Origin of the sequence: Thioalkalivibrio sp. ALE31, from assembly GCF_000377405.1 — a bacterium.
Lineage (GTDB): Bacteria > Pseudomonadota > Gammaproteobacteria > Ectothiorhodospirales > Ectothiorhodospiraceae > Thioalkalivibrio.
The window spans coordinates 72,068-88,246 of record NZ_KB905023.1 but is presented as its reverse complement, the minus strand read 5'-3'; the positions used below and the strand labels follow the sequence as shown (position 1 = coordinate 88,246).

Annotated in this window: 28 protein-coding genes; 27 read left to right on the top strand and 1 reads right to left on the bottom strand. The window is 64.4% G+C overall.

All coding sequences use genetic code 11. The features are described from left to right. The first annotated feature begins 90 nt into the window (after window positions 1-90). The 27 genes from rplC (at window position 91) to rplQ (ending at window position 13,125) form a co-directional block, all read left to right on the top strand. Window positions 91-735, top strand: coding sequence for a 50S ribosomal protein L3 (gene rplC / locus D103_RS0108305; protein WP_018865671.1), 645 nt, complete (start codon window positions 91-93; stop codon window positions 733-735). Between the two features lie 4 nt (window positions 736-739). Next, a complete protein-coding gene (rplD, locus tag D103_RS0108300) occupies window positions 740-1,345 on the top strand; it encodes a 50S ribosomal protein L4 (RefSeq protein ID WP_018865672.1) in 606 nt (201 codons plus the stop codon). Next, window positions 1,342-1,638: a 50S ribosomal protein L23 gene (gene rplW, locus D103_RS0108295; RefSeq protein WP_017941073.1), complete on the top strand. Its 297-nt coding sequence runs from the start codon at window positions 1,342-1,344 to the stop codon at window positions 1,636-1,638. The genes rplD and rplW overlap by 4 nt, the downstream gene beginning before the upstream one ends. Before the next feature lie 2 nt (window positions 1,639-1,640). Then, window positions 1,641-2,462 carry a 50S ribosomal protein L2 gene (gene rplB / locus D103_RS0108290; RefSeq protein WP_018876468.1) on the top strand — a complete coding sequence of 274 codons (822 nt, stop codon included), beginning with the start codon at window positions 1,641-1,643 and terminating at the stop codon, window positions 2,460-2,462. Window positions 2,463-2,474: 12 nt separating this feature from the next. Continuing rightward, window positions 2,475-2,747, top strand: coding sequence for a 30S ribosomal protein S19 (gene rpsS / locus D103_RS0108285; protein WP_018139876.1), 273 nt, complete (start codon window positions 2,475-2,477; stop codon window positions 2,745-2,747). Between the two features lie 9 nt (window positions 2,748-2,756). Then, window positions 2,757-3,098 (top strand): 50S ribosomal protein L22, encoded by a 342-nt coding sequence (gene rplV / locus D103_RS0108280; protein WP_018865674.1) that lies wholly within the window; start codon window positions 2,757-2,759, stop codon window positions 3,096-3,098. A 2-nt stretch (window positions 3,099-3,100) separates the two neighbouring features. Continuing rightward, window positions 3,101-3,781: a 30S ribosomal protein S3 gene (rpsC, locus tag D103_RS0108275; protein WP_018865675.1), complete on the top strand. Its 681-nt coding sequence runs from the start codon at window positions 3,101-3,103 to the stop codon at window positions 3,779-3,781. A 10-nt stretch (window positions 3,782-3,791) separates the two neighbouring features. Then, a complete protein-coding gene (gene rplP, locus D103_RS0108270) occupies window positions 3,792-4,205 on the top strand; it encodes a 50S ribosomal protein L16 (protein WP_017941078.1) in 414 nt (137 codons plus the stop codon). Next, window positions 4,205-4,399, top strand: a complete 195-nt coding sequence (gene rpmC / locus D103_RS0108265) for a 50S ribosomal protein L29 (RefSeq protein WP_018865676.1) — start codon at window positions 4,205-4,207, stop codon at window positions 4,397-4,399. The genes rplP and rpmC overlap by 1 nt, the downstream gene beginning before the upstream one ends. A gap of 4 nt (window positions 4,400-4,403) precedes the next feature. Then, window positions 4,404-4,670, top strand: a complete 267-nt coding sequence (gene rpsQ, locus D103_RS0108260) for a 30S ribosomal protein S17 (protein ID WP_018865677.1) — start codon at window positions 4,404-4,406, stop codon at window positions 4,668-4,670. 22 nt (window positions 4,671-4,692) lie between these two features. Then, window positions 4,693-5,061, top strand: a complete 369-nt coding sequence (gene rplN, locus D103_RS0108255) for a 50S ribosomal protein L14 (protein WP_017941081.1) — start codon at window positions 4,693-4,695, stop codon at window positions 5,059-5,061. Between the two features lie 7 nt (window positions 5,062-5,068). After that, entirely contained in the window at window positions 5,069-5,383 is a 315-nt protein-coding gene (gene rplX, locus D103_RS0108250; protein ID WP_018865678.1) for a 50S ribosomal protein L24, read from the top strand. A 17-nt stretch (window positions 5,384-5,400) separates the two neighbouring features. Beyond that, window positions 5,401-5,940 (top strand): 50S ribosomal protein L5, encoded by a 540-nt coding sequence (gene rplE, locus D103_RS0108245; protein ID WP_018865679.1) that lies wholly within the window; start codon window positions 5,401-5,403, stop codon window positions 5,938-5,940. 15 nt (window positions 5,941-5,955) lie between these two features. Further along, complete coding sequence (rpsN, locus tag D103_RS0108240; protein ID WP_018865680.1) at window positions 5,956-6,261, top strand: 30S ribosomal protein S14; 306 nt, start codon at window positions 5,956-5,958, stop codon at window positions 6,259-6,261. A gap of 14 nt (window positions 6,262-6,275) precedes the next feature. Continuing rightward, complete coding sequence (rpsH, locus tag D103_RS0108235) at window positions 6,276-6,668, top strand: 30S ribosomal protein S8 (protein ID WP_017941085.1); 393 nt, start codon at window positions 6,276-6,278, stop codon at window positions 6,666-6,668. Window positions 6,669-6,678: 10 nt separating this feature from the next. Next, window positions 6,679-7,209 carry a 50S ribosomal protein L6 gene (gene rplF, locus D103_RS0108230; RefSeq protein ID WP_018865681.1) on the top strand — a complete coding sequence of 177 codons (531 nt, stop codon included), beginning with the start codon at window positions 6,679-6,681 and terminating at the stop codon, window positions 7,207-7,209. A 10-nt stretch (window positions 7,210-7,219) separates the two neighbouring features. After that, window positions 7,220-7,573: a 50S ribosomal protein L18 gene (gene rplR, locus D103_RS0108225; RefSeq protein ID WP_017941087.1), complete on the top strand. Its 354-nt coding sequence runs from the start codon at window positions 7,220-7,222 to the stop codon at window positions 7,571-7,573. 26 nt (window positions 7,574-7,599) lie between these two features. Then, window positions 7,600-8,106 (top strand): 30S ribosomal protein S5, encoded by a 507-nt coding sequence (gene rpsE / locus D103_RS0108220; protein ID WP_018865682.1) that lies wholly within the window; start codon window positions 7,600-7,602, stop codon window positions 8,104-8,106. A gap of 3 nt (window positions 8,107-8,109) precedes the next feature. Further along, a complete protein-coding gene (gene rpmD, locus D103_RS0108215; protein WP_017941089.1) occupies window positions 8,110-8,289 on the top strand; it encodes a 50S ribosomal protein L30 in 180 nt (59 codons plus the stop codon). Between the two features lie 2 nt (window positions 8,290-8,291). Further along, window positions 8,292-8,723, top strand: coding sequence for a 50S ribosomal protein L15 (gene rplO, locus D103_RS0108210; RefSeq protein WP_018865683.1), 432 nt, complete (start codon window positions 8,292-8,294; stop codon window positions 8,721-8,723). 3 nt (window positions 8,724-8,726) lie between these two features. Further along, entirely contained in the window at window positions 8,727-10,073 is a 1,347-nt protein-coding gene (gene secY / locus D103_RS0108205; RefSeq protein ID WP_018146441.1) for a preprotein translocase subunit SecY, read from the top strand. A 15-nt stretch (window positions 10,074-10,088) separates the two neighbouring features. Further along, window positions 10,089-10,202, top strand: a complete 114-nt coding sequence (rpmJ, locus tag D103_RS13990; protein ID WP_018881305.1) for a 50S ribosomal protein L36 — start codon at window positions 10,089-10,091, stop codon at window positions 10,200-10,202. A gap of 66 nt (window positions 10,203-10,268) precedes the next feature. Further along, entirely contained in the window at window positions 10,269-10,625 is a 357-nt protein-coding gene (rpsM, locus tag D103_RS0108200; protein WP_017941092.1) for a 30S ribosomal protein S13, read from the top strand. Between the two features lie 21 nt (window positions 10,626-10,646). After that, window positions 10,647-11,036: a 30S ribosomal protein S11 gene (gene rpsK / locus D103_RS0108195; RefSeq protein WP_017941093.1), complete on the top strand. Its 390-nt coding sequence runs from the start codon at window positions 10,647-10,649 to the stop codon at window positions 11,034-11,036. Window positions 11,037-11,051: 15 nt separating this feature from the next. Further along, window positions 11,052-11,672: a 30S ribosomal protein S4 gene (gene rpsD / locus D103_RS0108190; protein WP_018865685.1), complete on the top strand. Its 621-nt coding sequence runs from the start codon at window positions 11,052-11,054 to the stop codon at window positions 11,670-11,672. Window positions 11,673-11,702: 30 nt separating this feature from the next. Further along, window positions 11,703-12,692, top strand: coding sequence for a DNA-directed RNA polymerase subunit alpha (gene rpoA, locus D103_RS0108185; protein WP_018865686.1), 990 nt, complete (start codon window positions 11,703-11,705; stop codon window positions 12,690-12,692). Between the two features lie 43 nt (window positions 12,693-12,735). Beyond that, a complete protein-coding gene (gene rplQ / locus D103_RS0108180; protein ID WP_018865687.1) occupies window positions 12,736-13,125 on the top strand; it encodes a 50S ribosomal protein L17 in 390 nt (129 codons plus the stop codon). Window positions 13,126-13,246: 121 nt separating this feature from the next. On the opposite strand, the gene uvrA is transcribed toward rplQ, so the two are convergent. Further along, entirely contained in the window at window positions 13,247-16,099 is a 2,853-nt protein-coding gene (gene uvrA, locus D103_RS0108175) for an excinuclease ABC subunit UvrA (RefSeq protein WP_018876467.1), read from the bottom strand. Between the last annotated feature and the right edge of the window lie 80 nt (window positions 16,100-16,179).

The window sequence follows — 16,179 nt, the reverse complement described above, 5'->3', positions numbered from 1 at the left end:
TATTGGGCTTTCCGTGGCCCGGCGGAATTTTCGCCGGGCCACGGCTTTAGGGCGCTTGATAGCGCCGTCTGATACGGAAGGGGTTTTGTAATGGCTCTTGGACTCATCGGTCGCAAGCTCGGCATGTCGCGCGTCTTTACGGACGACGGCGTCTCCGTGCCGGTCACGGTGCTGGAGGTGGACAACAATCGCGTGGTCCAGATCAAGCGCACTGAAGGCGACGGCTACAACGCGGTCCAGGTGACGGCGGGCTCGCGCAAGCCGTCTCGGGTAAGCAAGCCGGAGGCCGGTCACTTTGCTGCGGCGTCGGTGGAACCGGGTCGTGGTCTGTGGGAATTCCGCGTGGACGAGGCCGATCTGGAAGGCCTGGCCGCCGGTGATGCGATCACCGTTGACCGGTTCGAGGAAGGTCAGATCGTCGACGTGACCGCGCAGAGCAAGGGCAAGGGCTTCCAGGGTGCGGTGAAGCGTCACAACTTCCGCACCCAGGACGCGACCCATGGCAACTCGCTGGCGCACCGTGCCCCGGGTTCCATTGGGCAGAACCAGAGCCCCGGCCGTGTGTTCAAGGGCAAGAAGATGGCCGGCCACATGGGCGCGGAGCGCAAGACCATCCAGAACCTCAAGGTGGTGCGTGTCGACGCCGATCGCAGTCTGGTCCTGGTTCAGGGTGCCGTGCCGGGCGCGCCGAGTTCCGACGTGATGATTCGTCCGGCCGTGAAGGCGAAGGGTTAAGACAATGCAAGTAACGACTGCCGATACCGGGGCCAGCGTCGAGCTGTCCGCCGTCTGCTTCGAGCGGGAATTCAACGAATCCCTGGTGCATCAGAGCGTGGTCGCGCAGCTCGCCGGAGCCCGCAGCGGCACCCGTGCGCAAAAGACGCGCGCCCAGGTGAGCGGCGGCGGCATCAAGCCGTTCCGTCAGAAGGGCACCGGCCGTGCGCGTGCCGGCACCATCCGCAGCCCGCTGTGGACCGGGGGCGGCAAGGTATTCGCGGCGCGCACCCAGGATTTCTCGCAGAAGCTCAACAAGAAGATGTATCGCGCCGCGATGGCGTCGATCCTCTCCGAACTGCTGCGCCAGGATCGCCTGAAGGTGGTGGCGGGCTTTGCCGTTGAATCCGGCAAGACCCGCGACGGCGTCGCGAAGCTGAAGGAACTGGGCCTGGAGAAGGGTCTGGTGGTCCTGGCCGAAGAGGACGCGATGACCGCCCGCGCCCTCGGCAACGTGCCGCACGTGGACGTGATCGACGTCAACGGCGTCAATCCTGCCAACCTGGTCGGGGCCGAGACGGTCGTGATCACGGAAGGCGCCATCCGCAAGCTCGAGGAGTGGCTGGCATGAATTCGCGTCTGATGCAGATTATTCAGGGTCCGGTGGTGTCCGAGAAATCGACCAACGCCGGGGAAGTCGGGCAGTACGTGTTTCGCGTGCTGCCGGATGCCGACAAGGCCGAGATCAAGGCCGCGATCGAGAAGCTGTTCGAGGTTCGTGTCCAGCAGGTCCGCACGCTGAACCAGCAGGGCAAGAACAAGCGCTTCGGTCGCCAGTTCGGTCGTCGTAACCACTGGAAGAAGGCCTATGTCGCGCTCGCCGAGGGCGAGAGCATCGACATGGGTGAAGGAGAACAGGTCTAGTCATGGCGATTATCAAGACCAATCCGACGTCGGCCGGACGCCGTCACGCGGTTCAGATCCGCGGTGACGGTCTGCACAAGGGCGCCCCGCATGCGGCGCTGGTGGAGAAGCAGACGCGCACGGGCGGCCGAAACAATTCCGGGCGCATCACCACGCGTCACGTGGGTGGTGGGCACAAGCAGCGCTATCGCATCGTCGACTTCAAGCGGAACAAGGACAACGTGCCGGGCAAGGTTGAACGGCTCGAATATGACCCGAACCGTAGCGCTCATCTCGCACTGGTGCTGTACGCGGACGGCGAACGCCGGTACATTATCGCGCCTCGCGGCCTGAAGCAGGGTGACGCGGTGCACAGCGGCTCGCAGGCGCCGATTCGTGTCGGTAACTCCATGCCGTTGCGCTCGATCCCGGTCGGTACGGTGATTCACTGCATCGAGATGAAGCCGGGCAAGGGCGCCCAGATCGCCCGTTCCGCCGGTGCCTCGGCCCAGGTCGTGGCCCGCGAAGGCGCCCACGCCACCATCCGGCTGCGCTCCGGCGAGATGCGTCGCATCCCGTCCGAATGCCGCGCCACGGTGGGCGAGGTCGGGCATACGGAGCACAGCCTGAAGAAGTTCGGGAAGGCCGGTGCCAAGCGCTGGACGGGCGTGCGCCCGACCGTGCGCGGCACCGCGATGAACCCGGTCGACCATCCGCATGGTGGTGGTGAAGGGCGCAACTTCGGGCGTCACCCGGTGACCCCGTGGGGCCGTCCGACCAAGGGTTACAAGACCCGCAACAACAAACGTACCGACGGCATGATCGTGCGTCGGCGCAAGAAGTAACGGAGTGCCAGCATGCCGCGTTCACTGAAAAAAGGCCCGTTCGTCGACCACCACCTGCGCAAGAAGGTGGAAGAGGCGCGCGAGAAGAACGATCGCCGGCCGATCAAGACCTGGTCGCGTCGCTCGATGATTATCCCGCAGATGGTGGGTCTCACCCTCGCGGTTCACAACGGGCGTCAGCATGTTCCGGTGCTGGTCAACGAAAACATGGTCGGCCACAAGCTGGGCGAGTTTGCGTTGACGCGGACCTTCAAGGGTCACATCGCCAACAAGAAGTCGCGCTGAGGACGAACGATGGAGACGATTGCAAAACTGCGCTACGCGCGCATCTCGCCGCAGAAAACGCGGCTGGTCGCCGACCAGGTTCGTGGTATGCGCGTGGAAGAGGCCCTGAACGAGCTGACCTTCAGCCCGAAGAAGCCGGCCGCCATCGTGAAAAAGGTGCTGGAATCCGCGATCGCCAATGCGGAGAACAACGACGGCGCCGACATCGACGAGCTGCGCATCTCGCGCATCCAGGTCGACGAGGGCCCCGTGCTCAAGCGCATGCAGGCGCGTGCCAAGGGCCGCGGCAACCGCATCATGAAGCGCACCAGTCACATCGTGATTGGCGTTAGCGAGAAGGGAGCGAACTAACCATGGGTCAGAAAGTACATCCAACCGGCATCCGGCTGGGCATTTCTCGCCCGTGGTCGGCGACCTGGTACGCCGACGGTCGTGAATTTGGCGAGACGCTGAACAACGACATCAAGCTGCGCGAATTCCTGCAGAAGAAACTCGCGCACGCGTCGGTGAGCCGCATTACTATCGAGCGTCCGGCCAAGGCCGCGCACATCACGATCCATACGGCGCGTCCGGGGATCGTGATCGGCAAGAAGGGCGAGGACATCGAGAAGCTGCGTCGTGAAGTCGCGGCGGAGACGGGCCTGGACCAGGGCAACGTCAAGATCAATATCGAGGAAGTGCGCAAGCCCGAGATCGAGGCCCAGCTGGTGGCGGAAGGGATTGCCCAGCAGCTCGAGCGCCGCATCATGTTCCGCCGTGCGATGAAGCGCGCCGTCGGCAATGCCATGCGCCTGGGTGCCCAGGGGATCAAGGTGCACGTCTCCGGCCGTCTGAACGGCGCCGAGATCGCGCGTTCCGAGTGGTACCGGGAAGGGCGTGTGCCGCTGCACACCCTGCGTGCCGATATCGACTACGGCTTCGCCGAGGCCCGTACGACCTACGGGATCATCGGTGTGAAGGTGTGGATCTTCAAGGGCGAAGTCTTCGGTCTCGAGCCGGTCGAAGGGACGCGCGCTGCGGCCAACGCGAGCTAGGACATAGACCATGTTGCAGCCAAAAAGAACCAAATTCCGCAAGCAGTTCAAGGGCCGGAACCGGGGCATGGCCTCGACCGGTGCCAAGGTCAGCTTCGGCGAGTACGGCCTGCAGGCCGTTGAACGCGGTCGCATTACCGCGCGCCAGATCGAGGCCGCGCGTCGTGCGATGGTGCGTCACATCAAGCGTGGCGGGAAGATCTGGATCCGGGTGTTCCCGGACGTGCCGGTGACCAAGAAGCCGCTTGAAGTGCGTATGGGCAAGGGCAAGGGTGGCGTGGAGTACTGGGTTTGCAAGATTCAGCCCGGCCGCGTGCTCTACGAGATGGAAGGCGTTCACGAGGACGTGGCCCGCGAGGCTATGCGCCTGGCCGCCGCCAAGCTCCCGGTCAAGACGGTCTTCACCCGTCGGCAGGTGATGTAATGAAAGCAGAAGAACTCAGAAAGAAGTCGGATGACGATCTGAACCAGGAGCTGGAAGCGCTCTACAAGGAGCAGTTCGGCCTCCGTATGCAGAAGGCGATCGGACAGCTCGCGCGCCCGGATCGCGTCGGCAAGGTGCGGCGCGAGATCGCGCAGATCAAGACGCTGATGAATGAACGCAGAAGGGCAGGCTAAGAAGATGACCGAAGAAGGTTCCAAGACTCAGCGTTCCGTCGTGGGGCGGGTGATCAGCGACAAGATGGACAAGACCCGGACGGTCCTGGTCGAGCGTCGCGTGCGTCATCCGCTGTACGGCAAGTTCATCCGCCGCAGCACGAAACTGCACGTCCACGACGAGGAGAACGTTTCCCGCATGGGCGATCGGGTTCGTATCCGTGAATGCCGGCCGGTTTCCAAGCAGAAGCGCTTTGCCCTGATCGAAGTGGTCGGGCAGGACGCGCTCTGAATCGGCTGCCAGGAGATAAGTCATGATTCAAATGCAGACCGTGCTCGAGGCCGCCGACAACAGCGGCGCCCGACGCATCCAGTGCATCAAGGTGCTGGGCGGCTCGCACCGCCGGTACGCCCGCGTGGGCGATGTCATCAAGGTGAGCGTCAAGGACGCGATCCCGCGTGGCAAGGTCAAGAAGGGCGATGTGTACGACGCCGTCGTGGTGCGTACCGCCTCCGGCGTGCGGCGCCCGGATGGTTCGATCATCCGCTTCGACCGCAACGCCGCGGTCCTGCTGAACAACCAGCACCAGCCGATCGGCACCCGTATCTTCGGGCCGGTGACGCGTGAACTGCGAGGGGAGAAGTACATGAAGATTATCTCCCTCGCCCCGGAAGTGCTGTGAGGACGTGATGAACAAGATTCGCAAGGGCGACGATGTCGTCGTGATCGCGGGCAAGGACAAGGGTCGCCGCGGGACCATCATCAAGGTCCTGGACGGCAAGGTCCTGGTCCAGAACATCAACATGGTGAAGAAGCATCAGAAGCCGAACCCGCAGCAGGGTGTCGGTGGCGGGATCATCGAGAAGGAAATGCCGATCGATGTCTCCAACGTGATGCTCTTCAACCCGGCAACCGACAAGGGTGATCGCGTGTCGTTCAAGACCCTGGAAGACGGCCGCAAGGTGCGGGTCTTTCGCTCGAACGGCGAGGTCGTGGACGCATAACGCGGGACGGACGGTTTATGGAACGCTTGAGAGAAGAATACGAATCCAACGTGAAGCAGGCCCTGCGCGAGCAGTTCGGCTATGCCAACGTGATGGAGATTCCGCGCATCACCAAAGTGACCCTCAATATGGGTCTCGGCGATGCGGTCGCGGACAAGAAGGTGATCGAACACGCGGTCGGTGATATGACCGCGATCGCCGGGCAGAAGCCGGTGGTCACCAAGGCACGCAAGTCGATTGCGGGGTTCAAGATCCGTGATGATTATCCCATCGGCTGCAAGGTGACCCTGCGGCGCCGGCAGATGTACGAATTCCTGGATCGCCTGATCAATGTGGCGCTGCCCCGGGTACGCGACTTCCGCGGTTTTTCCGCGAAGGCGTTCGACGGCCGCGGCAACTACAGCCTGGGCATCAAGGAACAGATCATCTTTCCGGAGATTGACTACGACCGTGTCGACAAGCTGCGCGGCATGGACATCACCATCACAACCAGCGCAAAGACGGACGCGGAAGCCAAGGCCCTTCTGGAGGCCTTCCGATTCCCGTTCCGGCAGTAAACGAGGTAGGCGCACATGGCGAAGGTATCGATGGTCGAGCGCGAGAAAAAGCGCGAACGACTGGTAAAGAAGTACGCGGCCAAGCGGGCCGAACTCAAGGCAATCCTGGTGGACGACACCAAGTCCTCCGAGGAACGTCTGGCGGCCATGCATGCGCTGCAGAAACTGCCGCGTGATTCGTCGCGCGTGCGTCAGAAGAACCGCTGTGGCGTGACCGGCCGGCCGAAGGGCTATTACCGCCGGTTTGGCCTGGGGCGCAACAAGCTGCGGGAATACGCCATGAAGGGCGAGATTCCGGGCCTGCGCAAGGCGAGCTGGTAAGGAGATTTGAAGCGATGATGACCGATCCGATTTCCGACATGCTCACCCGCGTGCGCAATGCGCAGCGCGCGAACAAGGAGCAGGTCGCCATTCCCTACAGCAAGGCCAAGGAGCGCATCCTGAAGGTCTTCGCGGAAGAGGGTTTCGTGGGCGACATGCAGGTCGAGGGCGAAGCCGCACAGAAGAAGCTGGTGGTGAAGCTGAAGTATTTCGAGGGACGGCCGGTCATCGAGACCGTCGAACGGATTTCCCGCCCGGGTCTGCGGATCTATCGCGGCAAGGACGAACTGCCGCGGATCAACGCGGGCCTTGGTGTCGCGGTGATCTCCACGCCGCAGGGTGTTATGAGTGACCGCGCAGCCCGGGCCGCTGGCCAGGGTGGCGAGGTCCTCTGCAAGATCTACTGAGGAATCAGCCATGTCGCGCATTGCAAATCTGCCGATCCAGCTGCCGAGCGGTGTGTCCGTGGAGCAGACGGACAGCGAGATCAAGATCAAGGGCCCGAAGGGCGAGCTTCAGCTCACCTGCCCGGAGGCGGTGACGGTTACCGTCGAGGACGGCGTCGTGCGGGTGAAGGCCGCCGAGAATGCGAAGAACGTCGCGCTCGCCGGCACCATCCGTGCTCTGCTCGGGAATCACGTCCACGGTGTCAGCCAGGGGTTCGAACGGGCCCTGGAGCTGGTGGGTGTCGGCTACCGCGCGCAGATGCAGGGCGCGAAGCTGAACCTGACCCTCGGGTATTCGCATCCGATCGACTTCGAGATCCCCGAGGGTGTGACGGTGGAAACGCCGACCCCGACCGAGGTCGTGGTCAAGGGGACCGATCGCCAGAAGGTGGGCCAGGTGGCCGCGAATATTCGCGCCTTCCGCCCGCCTGAGCCCTACAAGGGCAAGGGCGTGAAGTACAAAGACGAGCGCATTGTGCGCAAAGAAGCCAAGAAGAAGTAGGTAGGCACCAGTGGACAAGAAAGAGGCCAGACTTAAGAGGGCGCGTCGCGCACGGTTCAAGATCCGTGAGCTGGGGGTGCATCGTCTCTGTATCCACCGGACGCCCCGCCACATGTACGCGCAGATCATTGCCCCGTCCGGCGACGCGGTACTCGCCGCGGCGTCAACGGTGGAGAAGGATCTGAAGAATGCCGGCGGTTCGACCGGGAACGCCGAGGCGGCGGCCCGTGTGGGGCAGGCGATTGCCGAGCGCGCGCGCAAGGCCGGTATTGAACAGGTCGCGTTTGACCGCGCGGGTTTCCGTTATCACGGACGGGTGAAGGCTCTGGCCGACGCCGCACGTGAAAACGGCCTGCAGTTCTAGTCAAACGGGATCGAGCGGAGAGAGATATGGCACGTAACGATGTAAGCGAAGCGCAAGACGGCCTGCAGGAAAAGCTGATTGGCGTGAACCGCGTGGCCAAGGTGGTCAAGGGCGGTCGCCAGTTCCGGTTTGCCGCACTGACGGTGGTGGGCGACGGAGAAGGTCGCGTGGGCTATGGCTATGCCAAGGCGCGCGAGGTTCCGGCCGCGATCCAGAAGGCAATGCAGCAGGCGCGGATGGAGATGCGCAACGTGGCCCTGCACGAAGGGACCCTGCACTACGCGGTCAATGGCCGCCACGGTGCCGCGAACGTCTACATGCAGCCCGCCTCGGAAGGTACCGGGATCATCGCCGGCGGGGCCATGCGTGCCGTGCTGGAAGTGGCCGGGGTGCGTAACGTGCTTGCCAAGTGCGTGGGATCACGCAATCCGATTAACGTCGTGCAGGCCACGATCGACGGGCTCACCACGGTGAGCTCGCCGGAGCGCGTGGCGGCCAAGCGCGGCAAGACCGTTGACGAAGTGACGAGCTAAGCCATGAGCAAGCTGAAACTGACCCTGGTACGCAGCACCGCCGGCCGCATCGCATCGCACAAGGCGTGCGTCCGCGGCTTGGGGCTGCGCAAGACCCACAGCACCTCGACGGTCGAGGCCACCCCGGAAAATCTGGGCATGGTCAAGAAGGTGTCGTACCTGCTGAAGGTAGAGGAAGTCTAACGATGCGACTGAATGAGATTGCAAGCCCCGACGGCGCCCGCAAGCCGGGCAAGCGCGTCGGTCGTGGCATTGGTTCCGGTCTGGGCAAGACTGGCGGCCGTGGCCACAAGGGCCAGAAGTCCCGCTCCGGCGGCTTCACCAAGGTCGGCTTCGAAGGCGGCCAGATGCCGTTGCAGCGGCGCCTGCCGAAGGTGGGCTTCCGCTCCCGCAAGCAGCAGTACGCGGCCGAAGTGCGCCTGAGCGAGCTGGCCAAGGTGGACGGCGACGTGACCCTGGAAAGCCTCAAGGCCGCCGGTGTCGTGCGCAGCGACGCCCAGAGCGCGAAGATCTTCGCCTCCGGTGAAGTCTCCCGTGCCTGCGCCGTGAAGGGCGTGGGTGTGACCAAGGGTGCGCGGGCCGCGATCGAAGCGGCCGGCGGGAGCGTCGAGGCCTAAATAATGGCGCGTGGAGCGACAGCACGTTCCGGTGGCGGACTCACCGGTTTTACCGAGTTACGCCAACGCTTGCTGTTCGTGCTGGGCGCCCTGGTGGTGTACCGCATCGGGACGTTCATCCCCGTGCCGGGCATCAACCCGGTCGCGGTCTCGCAGTTCTTCGAGCAACAAAGCGGCACGATCTTGGACATGTTCAACATGTTCTCGGGCGGGGCGCTGGAACGGCTGTCGATCTTTGCCCTCGGGGTGATGCCCTATATCTCCGCCGCGATCATCATGCAGCTGCTCGCGGCCACCGTGCCGGCCCTGCAGCAGCTGAAGAAGGAAGGCGAGCAGGGGCGGCGCAAGATCACGCAGTACACGCGCTACGGGACCGTGGCGCTGGCGCTGTTTCAGAGTATCGGGATCGGGATTGCGCTGAATGGACAGACCATTCAGGGCATGCCGATGGCGCTGAACCCGGGGCCGATCTTTATCTTTACGGTGGTCGTCTCGCTGGTGACCGGTACCCTGTTCCTGATGTGGCTGGGCGAGCAGATCACCGAGCGCGGCATCGGGAACGGGATCTCGATCATTATTTTCGCGGGGATCGTGGCGGGGCTGCCGGGGGCCATTGGCGGCACCCTGGAGCTGGCGCGGACCGGCGAACTGGCGGCGGCGTTCGTGGTGATCCTGATCGTGCTGGCGCTGGCGGTGACGGCCTTCGTGGTGTTCGTCGAGCGCGGTCAGCGACGCGTGACGATCAATTACGCGAAACGCCAGGTCGGGCGGAAGATGGTGGGCGGGCAGTCCTCCCACCTGCCGCTGAAGTTGAACATGGCCGGGGTGATTCCGCCGATCTTCGCGTCCAGTATCATCCTGTTTCCGTCGACGCTGGGGCAGTGGTTCGGGCAGGCCGAAGGGATGGACTGGCTGCGCGAGATCTCGACGACGCTCGCTCCGGGGCAGCCGCTGTATGTGATGTTCTATGCGGCCGCAATTATTTTCTTCTGCTTCTTCTACACCGCGCTGGTGTTCAACTCCCGGGATACCGCGGAGAACCTGAAGAAGCAGGGCGCCTTCATCCCGGGGATTCGTCCCGGGGTGCAGACGGAACGGTTTATTGACGGGGTCATGACACGGCTGACGGCGGTGGGCGCGGTCTATATCACCGCGGTCTGCCTGCTGCCCGAGTTCCTGATCCTGTACTGGAACGTGCCCTTCTACTTCGGTGGGACGTCGCTGCTGATCATCGTGATCGTGGTGATGGATTTCATGGCCCAGCTGCAGTCGCATCTGGTGTCCCACCAGTACGAAGGGTTGATGAAGAAAGCGAATCTGAAGGGTTTCGGCGGTACCGGGATCCGCTAGACCAGGAGAAAGACCATGAAGGTACGTGCATCTGTAAAGCCGATCTGCCGAAACTGCAAGGTCATTCGGCGTAACGGTGTGGTGCGGGTGATCTGTTCGGATGCCCGCCACAAGCAGCGCCAGGGCTAACGCTTGGCGTAACGGATATTCATTGCTATTATAGCCGGCTTTGCCGGATTTAGATGGAGAGGTTGGATGGCTCGCGTCGCTGGAATCAATATTCCTGACCAGAAGCACACGGTAATCGCGCTGACCGCGATCTATGGCATTGGCCCCACCCGGGCCGGCCTGATCTGCGATGCCGCGGGTGTGCGTCGGGACATCAAGGTGCGGGATCTGACCGATGCCGAAGTCGATGCCCTGCGCGCGCAGATCGACAAGATCCCCGTGGAAGGGGATCTGCGCCGGGAAGTCAGCATGAACATCAAGCGGCTCATGGACCTGGGCTGCTACCGGGGCGTGCGTCACCGCCGCGGCCTCCCGCTGCGGGGTCAGCAGACGCAGACGAATGCACGCACCCGTAAGGGCCCGCGTCGCCCGATTCGCAAGTAATCAGACTGGGATCTCAGGTACATGGCACAAGCGCAGACTCGGACCAAGAAGAAGGTCCGCAAGAATATCGCCGAGGGCGTGGCTCACGTATATGCCACGTTCAATAATACGATCATCACGATCACGGACCGGCAGGGCAATACGATCAGCTGGGCCACCTCCGGTGGCTCCGGTTTCCGTGGTTCCCGCAAGTCCACGCCGTTCGCCGCGCAGATCGCGGCCGAACGGGCCGGGACGACCGCGGCCGAGCACGGCGTGAAGAATCTCGACGTGATGGTGCGGGGCCCGGGTCCGGGTCGCGAATCGGCGGTGCGTGCGCTGAACAATGCCGGGTTCAAGATCACGAACATCAGTGATGTGACCCCGATCCCTCACAACGGCTGCCGGCCGCCCAAGAAACGCCGCGTTTAAGGCTGGAGTTCGAGAATGGCTCGTTACATTGGACCGAAGTGCAAGCTCAGCCGCCGCGAAGGCGTGGATCTGGGCCTGAAGAGCGGCGCACGCGCGCTGGAAACCAAATGCAAGCTGGACAAGCCGCCGGGTCAGCACGGTGAACGTCGTACCCGCCTGTCCGACTATGCCGTGCAGCTGCGCGAGAAGCAGAAGCTGCGCCGGATCTACGGCGTGCTGGAGAAGCAGTTCCGCAACTATTACAAGAAGGCCGCCCAGCGCAAGGGCTCGACCGGCGAGAACCTGCTGAAGCTGCTGGAAGGTCGTCTGGACAACGTCGTGTACCGCATGGGCTTCGGCGCCACCCGCTCGGAAGCGCGGCAGCTGGTGGCGCATCGCGCGATCATGGTGAATGGCCAGGTGGTGAACATCGCCGCCTATCAGGTTCAGCCGTCGGATGTGGTCACGGTCCGCGAGAAGGCCCGCAAGCAGGTCCGCATCCAGGATGCGATGACCCTGGCCGAGCAGACCGGTTTCCCGAGCTGGGTCGAAGTCGACACCAGCAAGTTCGAAGGGACCTTCAAGGCGATCCCGGACCGTTCGGATCTGCCCGCGGACATCAACGAGTCGCTCGTCGTCGAGCTGTACTCGAAGTAATCGTTTTTCGGCCTGGCGCCAGGAGTCACAATGCAGTCGAACGAACTGGTCAAGAAACAGCAGATCGAGGTCGAGGCCGAGAACCGGAATCAGGCCAAGGTCGCGCTCGAGCCGCTGGAACGCGGTTTCGGGCATACCCTGGGCAATGCCCTGCGGCGTGTGCTGCTGTCGTCCATCCCCGGTGCCGCGATCGTCGAGGCCCGGATCGAGGGCGTGCTGCACGAATACACCACGATCGAAGGGGTGCAGGAGGACGTCGTTGACATCCTGCTGAACCTCAAGGGCGTGGCGCTGCGCATGCACAGCCGTGACGAATCCACCCTGACCCTGAAGAAGAAGGGTCCGTGCGTGGTGACGGCGGGTGACATCCAGGTGGACCATGACGTGGAGGTCGTGAATCCTGAACACGTGATCGCGACCATCACCAAGAACGTCGACCTGGACGTGACGCTGACCGCGCGGGCCGGCCGTGGCTATGAGCCCGTGAGCGCCCGACGCCAGTCCGAGGCGGGCGACGATACTGGCATCGGCCGACTGCTGCTGGATGCCAGCTTCAGCCCGATCCGCCGCGTGTCCTACCGCGTCGAGAGCGCGCGTCTGGCGCAGCGTACCGACATGGACCGCCTGGTGCTGGAACTGGAGACCAACGGTGCGATCGCGCCGGATGACGCGGTGCGTCAGGCAGCGACGATCCTGCAGGGCCAGCTGGCCCCGTTCGTCGACCTCCAGGAAGAGGCCGGCGAGGTGGTCGGGACCGCCGGTGGTGCGATCGACCCGGTCCTGCTGCGTCCGGTGGACGAGCTGGAGCTGACGGTGCGTTCGGCGAACTGCCTGAAGGCGGAGAACCTGTACTACATCGGCGACCTGGTTCAGCGCACCGAGGTCGAGCTGCTGCGCGCGCCGAACCTCGGCAAGAAGTCGCTCACCGAGATCAAGGACACGCTGGCGACCCACGGGCTGTCGCTGGGCATGCGTCTCGAGAACTGGCCGCCGCCGGGTCTGCGCGACGACAACGAGTAATCACGGCGCCCTGCGCCCATCGTTTTTCTAGAGGAAGCCTCTCATGCGTCATCGTCATTCCGGCCGTCAGCTGGGCCGTAACAGCTCGCACCGCAAGGCCACGTTTCAGGCCCTGTCCGTGGCCCTGTTCCGGCACGAACTGATCAAGACCACGCTGCCCAAGGCGAAGGAGCTGCGCCGGGTCGCCGAGCCGCTGATCACCATGGCCAAGGAAGACAGCGTGCACGGCCGTCGCACGGCCTTTGCGCGTCTGCGCGACAAGGAGATCGTGGGCAAGCTGTTCAGTGAGCTGGGTCCGCGCTATCAGCAGCGTCCGGGTGGCTATCTGCGTATCCTCAAGTGCGGCAATCGTCCGGGTGACAACGCCCCGATGGCCTACGTGGAGCTGGTGGATCGCCCCGAGGGCGATTCCGGGGACGGCGAAGCCGCCTGAGATTTCGCAGTGGAATGAACTGCACCCTCTCGGGGGTGGCGGTCCCAAGAAAGCCGGCCTCGTGCCGGCTTTCTTGCGTCCGGGGCGGGGTGTTTGCGAGCCGGTCGCGGGATGCGCGGCTTCAGTTGGAGACGGCCCGAGGGCGGGCGGCCGGGGCCAGGAGCGGCGCGAGGAACTGGCCGGTGTGGCTGTTGGGGGTGGCGGCGACGGTCTCCGGGGTGCCGGCGACCAGCAGTTCGCCGCCGCCGCTGCCGCCTTCGGGCCCGATGTCGATCAGCCAGTCAGCGGTCTTGATCACGTCGAGGTTGTGCTCGATCACGACGATGGTGTTGCCGTGGTCGCGCAGGCGGTGGAGCACGCGCAGGAGCTGGGCGATGTCTTCGAAATGGAGCCCGGTGGTGGGTTCGTCGAGGATATAGAGGGTGCGTCCGGTGTCGCGCTTGGAGAGCTCGCGCGCCAGCTTGATGCGCTGGGCCTCGCCGCCGGAGAGGGTGGTCGCGTTCTGGCCGAGCTGGATGTAGGACAGCCCGACCTCCATCAGCATCTCCAGCTTGCGGTGGATGACCGGCACGGGCTGGAAGAAGTCGAGGGCCTCTTCCACAGTCATGTCGAGGACCTCGTGGATGTTCTTGCCCTTGTAGCGCACCTCCAGCGTCTCGCGGTTGTAGCGGTGGCCCTTGCAGACGTCACAGGGCACGAAGACATCCGGGAGGAAGTGCATCTCGACCTTGATCACGCCATCCCCCTGGCAGGCCTCGCAGCGCCCGCCACGGACGTTGAAAGAGAAGCGCCCCGGCTTGTAGCCGCGCGAGCGGGCCTCGGCGGTTGCGGCGAACAGCTCGCGGATGGGTGTGAACAGTCCGGTGTAGGTCGCCGGGTTCGAGCGCGGTGTGCGCCCGATCGGGCTCTGGTCGATGTCGACGACCTTGTCGATGCGTTCCAGGCCGTCGATGCGCTCGTGGGCCTCGATGTGGTGGCGGCCCCCATGCAGGGCGGTCGCGACGGCCGGATAAAGGGTGTTGTTGACCAGGGTCGACTTGCCGGATCCGGACACGCCGGTGACGCAGGTGAACAGGCCCGTAGGGAAGGCGAAATCGCCGCCCTTGAGATTGTTGCCGCGCGCGCCGATCACCCGGATTTCGGCTTCCGGATCGGCAGCGTGGCGCTGTTCCGGGACCGCGATAGATCGTGTGCCCCGCAGGTAGGCACCGGTGAGTGATTCAGGATGCGCGGCGACGGCCTCGGGGGTCCCGGAGGCGACGATTTGGCCCCCGTGGCGGCCGGCGCCCGGTCCGATGTCCACTACGTGATCGGCCTGTCGGATGGCGTCTTCGTCATGCTCGACGACAATCACGGTGTTGCCGAGGTCGCGCAGGTGGCTGAGGGTGTTCAGCAGCCGCGCATTGTCGCGCTGGTGCAGGCCGATGGAGGGTTCGTCGAGGATGTACATGACGCCGACCAGGGCCGAGCCGATCTGCGACGCCAGCCGGATGCGCTGGGCTTCCCCGCCGGACAGGGTGTCGGCGGAGCGGTCCAGCGTCAGGTAGTCGAGCCCGACATCGTTGAGGAAGCCGAGGCGCGCGGAGATCTCGCGCACGATCTTCTCCGCGATCTGGGCGAAACGCCCGGGCAGGCGCAGGTCGCTGAAGAAGGTCTGGGCATTGGCCACGCTCATGTGCGTGACCTCCGGCAAGGTCAAGTCATTGACGAACACATGGCGCGCGGCGGAATTCAGGCGCGTGCCGTGGCAGTCGGGGCAGGGCTGCTCCGCCAGGTAGCGGCCCAGCTCCTCGCGCACGGCAGAGGAGTCGGTCTCGCGGTAGCGCCGTTCGAGGTTCGGGATCACGCCCTCGAACACGCGTTCGTCGGTGCGCAGGCGGCCGTTGGCGGCGGGCGTGGCGAGCTTGACCTTCTCCTTGCCGGAGCCGTGCAGGACCACCGCGCGCACCTCCGCGGGGAGCTCCTGCCACGGGGTCTCTACGTCGAAGCCGTAGTGCCGGGCCAGGCTGGTCAGCAGGCTGAAGTACCAGGCGTTGCGTCGGTCCCAGCCGCGCACGGCCCCGCCGGCCAGGCTCAGCTCCGGCTGCGAGACCACGCGCTCGGGATCGAAGAACTGGTGTACGCCCAGGCCGTCGCAGGTGGGGCAGGCCCCGGCCGGGTTGTTGAACGAGAACAGGCGCGGCTCCAGCTCGCGCAGCGCATACCCGCAGACCGGGCAGGCGAAGCGGGCGGAGAAGATCATCGGTTCGCGTTCCGGCTCGTCCATCCAGGCGATCAGGGCCAGGCCGTCGGCGAGCTCGGTGGCCGTCTCGAAGGACTCGGCCAGACGCTGGCGCAGGTCCTCGCGCACGCGGAAGCGGTCGATCACGATCTCGATGTTGTGCTTGCGCTTCGGGTCCAGCGCCGGCAGGGCATCGAGGTCGTGAATCCCGCCATTGATGCGCGCGCGCAGGTACCCCTGGGAACGCATCGCCTCCAGCATCTTGTGATGCTCGCCCTTGCGTCCGCGCACCACGGGCGCGAGCAGCATGACCTTGTCGCCCTCCGGCAGCTCCAGCACCTGGTCCACCATCTGCGAGATGGTCTGTGCGGCCAGGGTCTCGCCATGTTCCGGGCAGCGCGGTTCGCCGGCGCGGGCGAACAGCAGGCGCAGGTAGTCGTAGATCTCGGTAATGGTGCCGACGGTGGAGCGCGGGTTGTGCGAGGTGCTCTTCTGTTCGATGGAGATCGCCGGCGACAGGCCCTCGATCTGGTCGACGTCGGGTTTCTCCATCATCGACAGGAACTGCCGGGCATAGGTGGACAGGCTCTCCACGTAGCGGCGCTGGCCCTCGGCAAACAGGGTGTCGAAGGCCAGCGACGACTTGCCCGAGCCGGAGACGCCGGTGATCACGATCAGCCGCTCGCGCGGCAGATCGAGGTCCACGTTTTTCAGGTTATGGGTACGGGCGCCGCGAATGCTGATGCTGTCCATGGGGCTGGGTCGACTCCACCGGGTTGCGTCGCGCGGTGTGCCCGGCGATCCGGGGTACCGCAAACCGACCATGTTAACAC

Bases quoted from the DNA above. Each gene is read 5' to 3' on its own strand.
- rplC (WP_018865671.1), top strand. From the start codon at position 91: ATGGCTCTTGGACTCATCGGTCGCAAGCTCGGCATGTCGCGCGTCTTT.
- rplD (WP_018865672.1), top strand. From the start codon at position 740: ATGCAAGTAACGACTGCCGATACCGGGGCCAGCGTCGAGCTGTCCGCC.
- rplW (WP_017941073.1), top strand. From the start codon at position 1,342: ATGAATTCGCGTCTGATGCAGATTATTCAGGGTCCGGTGGTGTCCGAG.
- rplB (WP_018876468.1), top strand. From the start codon at position 1,641: ATGGCGATTATCAAGACCAATCCGACGTCGGCCGGACGCCGTCACGCG.
- rpsS (WP_018139876.1), top strand. From the start codon at position 2,475: ATGCCGCGTTCACTGAAAAAAGGCCCGTTCGTCGACCACCACCTGCGC.
- rplV (WP_018865674.1), top strand. From the start codon at position 2,757: ATGGAGACGATTGCAAAACTGCGCTACGCGCGCATCTCGCCGCAGAAA.
- rpsC (WP_018865675.1), top strand. From the start codon at position 3,101: ATGGGTCAGAAAGTACATCCAACCGGCATCCGGCTGGGCATTTCTCGC.
- rplP (WP_017941078.1), top strand. From the start codon at position 3,792: ATGTTGCAGCCAAAAAGAACCAAATTCCGCAAGCAGTTCAAGGGCCGG.
- rpmC (WP_018865676.1), top strand. From the start codon at position 4,205: ATGAAAGCAGAAGAACTCAGAAAGAAGTCGGATGACGATCTGAACCAG.
- rpsQ (WP_018865677.1), top strand. From the start codon at position 4,404: ATGACCGAAGAAGGTTCCAAGACTCAGCGTTCCGTCGTGGGGCGGGTG.
- rplN (WP_017941081.1), top strand. From the start codon at position 4,693: ATGATTCAAATGCAGACCGTGCTCGAGGCCGCCGACAACAGCGGCGCC.
- rplX (WP_018865678.1), top strand. From the start codon at position 5,069: ATGAACAAGATTCGCAAGGGCGACGATGTCGTCGTGATCGCGGGCAAG.
- rplE (WP_018865679.1), top strand. From the start codon at position 5,401: ATGGAACGCTTGAGAGAAGAATACGAATCCAACGTGAAGCAGGCCCTG.
- rpsN (WP_018865680.1), top strand. From the start codon at position 5,956: ATGGCGAAGGTATCGATGGTCGAGCGCGAGAAAAAGCGCGAACGACTG.
- rpsH (WP_017941085.1), top strand. From the start codon at position 6,276: ATGATGACCGATCCGATTTCCGACATGCTCACCCGCGTGCGCAATGCG.
- rplF (WP_018865681.1), top strand. From the start codon at position 6,679: ATGTCGCGCATTGCAAATCTGCCGATCCAGCTGCCGAGCGGTGTGTCC.
- rpsE (WP_018865682.1), top strand. From the start codon at position 7,600: ATGGCACGTAACGATGTAAGCGAAGCGCAAGACGGCCTGCAGGAAAAG.
- rpmD (WP_017941089.1), top strand. From the start codon at position 8,110: ATGAGCAAGCTGAAACTGACCCTGGTACGCAGCACCGCCGGCCGCATC.
- rplO (WP_018865683.1), top strand. From the start codon at position 8,292: ATGCGACTGAATGAGATTGCAAGCCCCGACGGCGCCCGCAAGCCGGGC.
- secY (WP_018146441.1), top strand. From the start codon at position 8,727: ATGGCGCGTGGAGCGACAGCACGTTCCGGTGGCGGACTCACCGGTTTT.
- rpmJ (WP_018881305.1), top strand. From the start codon at position 10,089: ATGAAGGTACGTGCATCTGTAAAGCCGATCTGCCGAAACTGCAAGGTC.
- rpsM (WP_017941092.1), top strand. From the start codon at position 10,269: ATGGCTCGCGTCGCTGGAATCAATATTCCTGACCAGAAGCACACGGTA.
- rpsK (WP_017941093.1), top strand. From the start codon at position 10,647: ATGGCACAAGCGCAGACTCGGACCAAGAAGAAGGTCCGCAAGAATATC.
- rpsD (WP_018865685.1), top strand. From the start codon at position 11,052: ATGGCTCGTTACATTGGACCGAAGTGCAAGCTCAGCCGCCGCGAAGGC.
- rpoA (WP_018865686.1), top strand. From the start codon at position 11,703: ATGCAGTCGAACGAACTGGTCAAGAAACAGCAGATCGAGGTCGAGGCC.
- rplQ (WP_018865687.1), top strand. From the start codon at position 12,736: ATGCGTCATCGTCATTCCGGCCGTCAGCTGGGCCGTAACAGCTCGCAC.
- uvrA (WP_018876467.1), bottom strand. From the start codon at position 16,099: ATGGACAGCATCAGCATTCGCGGCGCCCGTACCCATAACCTGAAAAAC.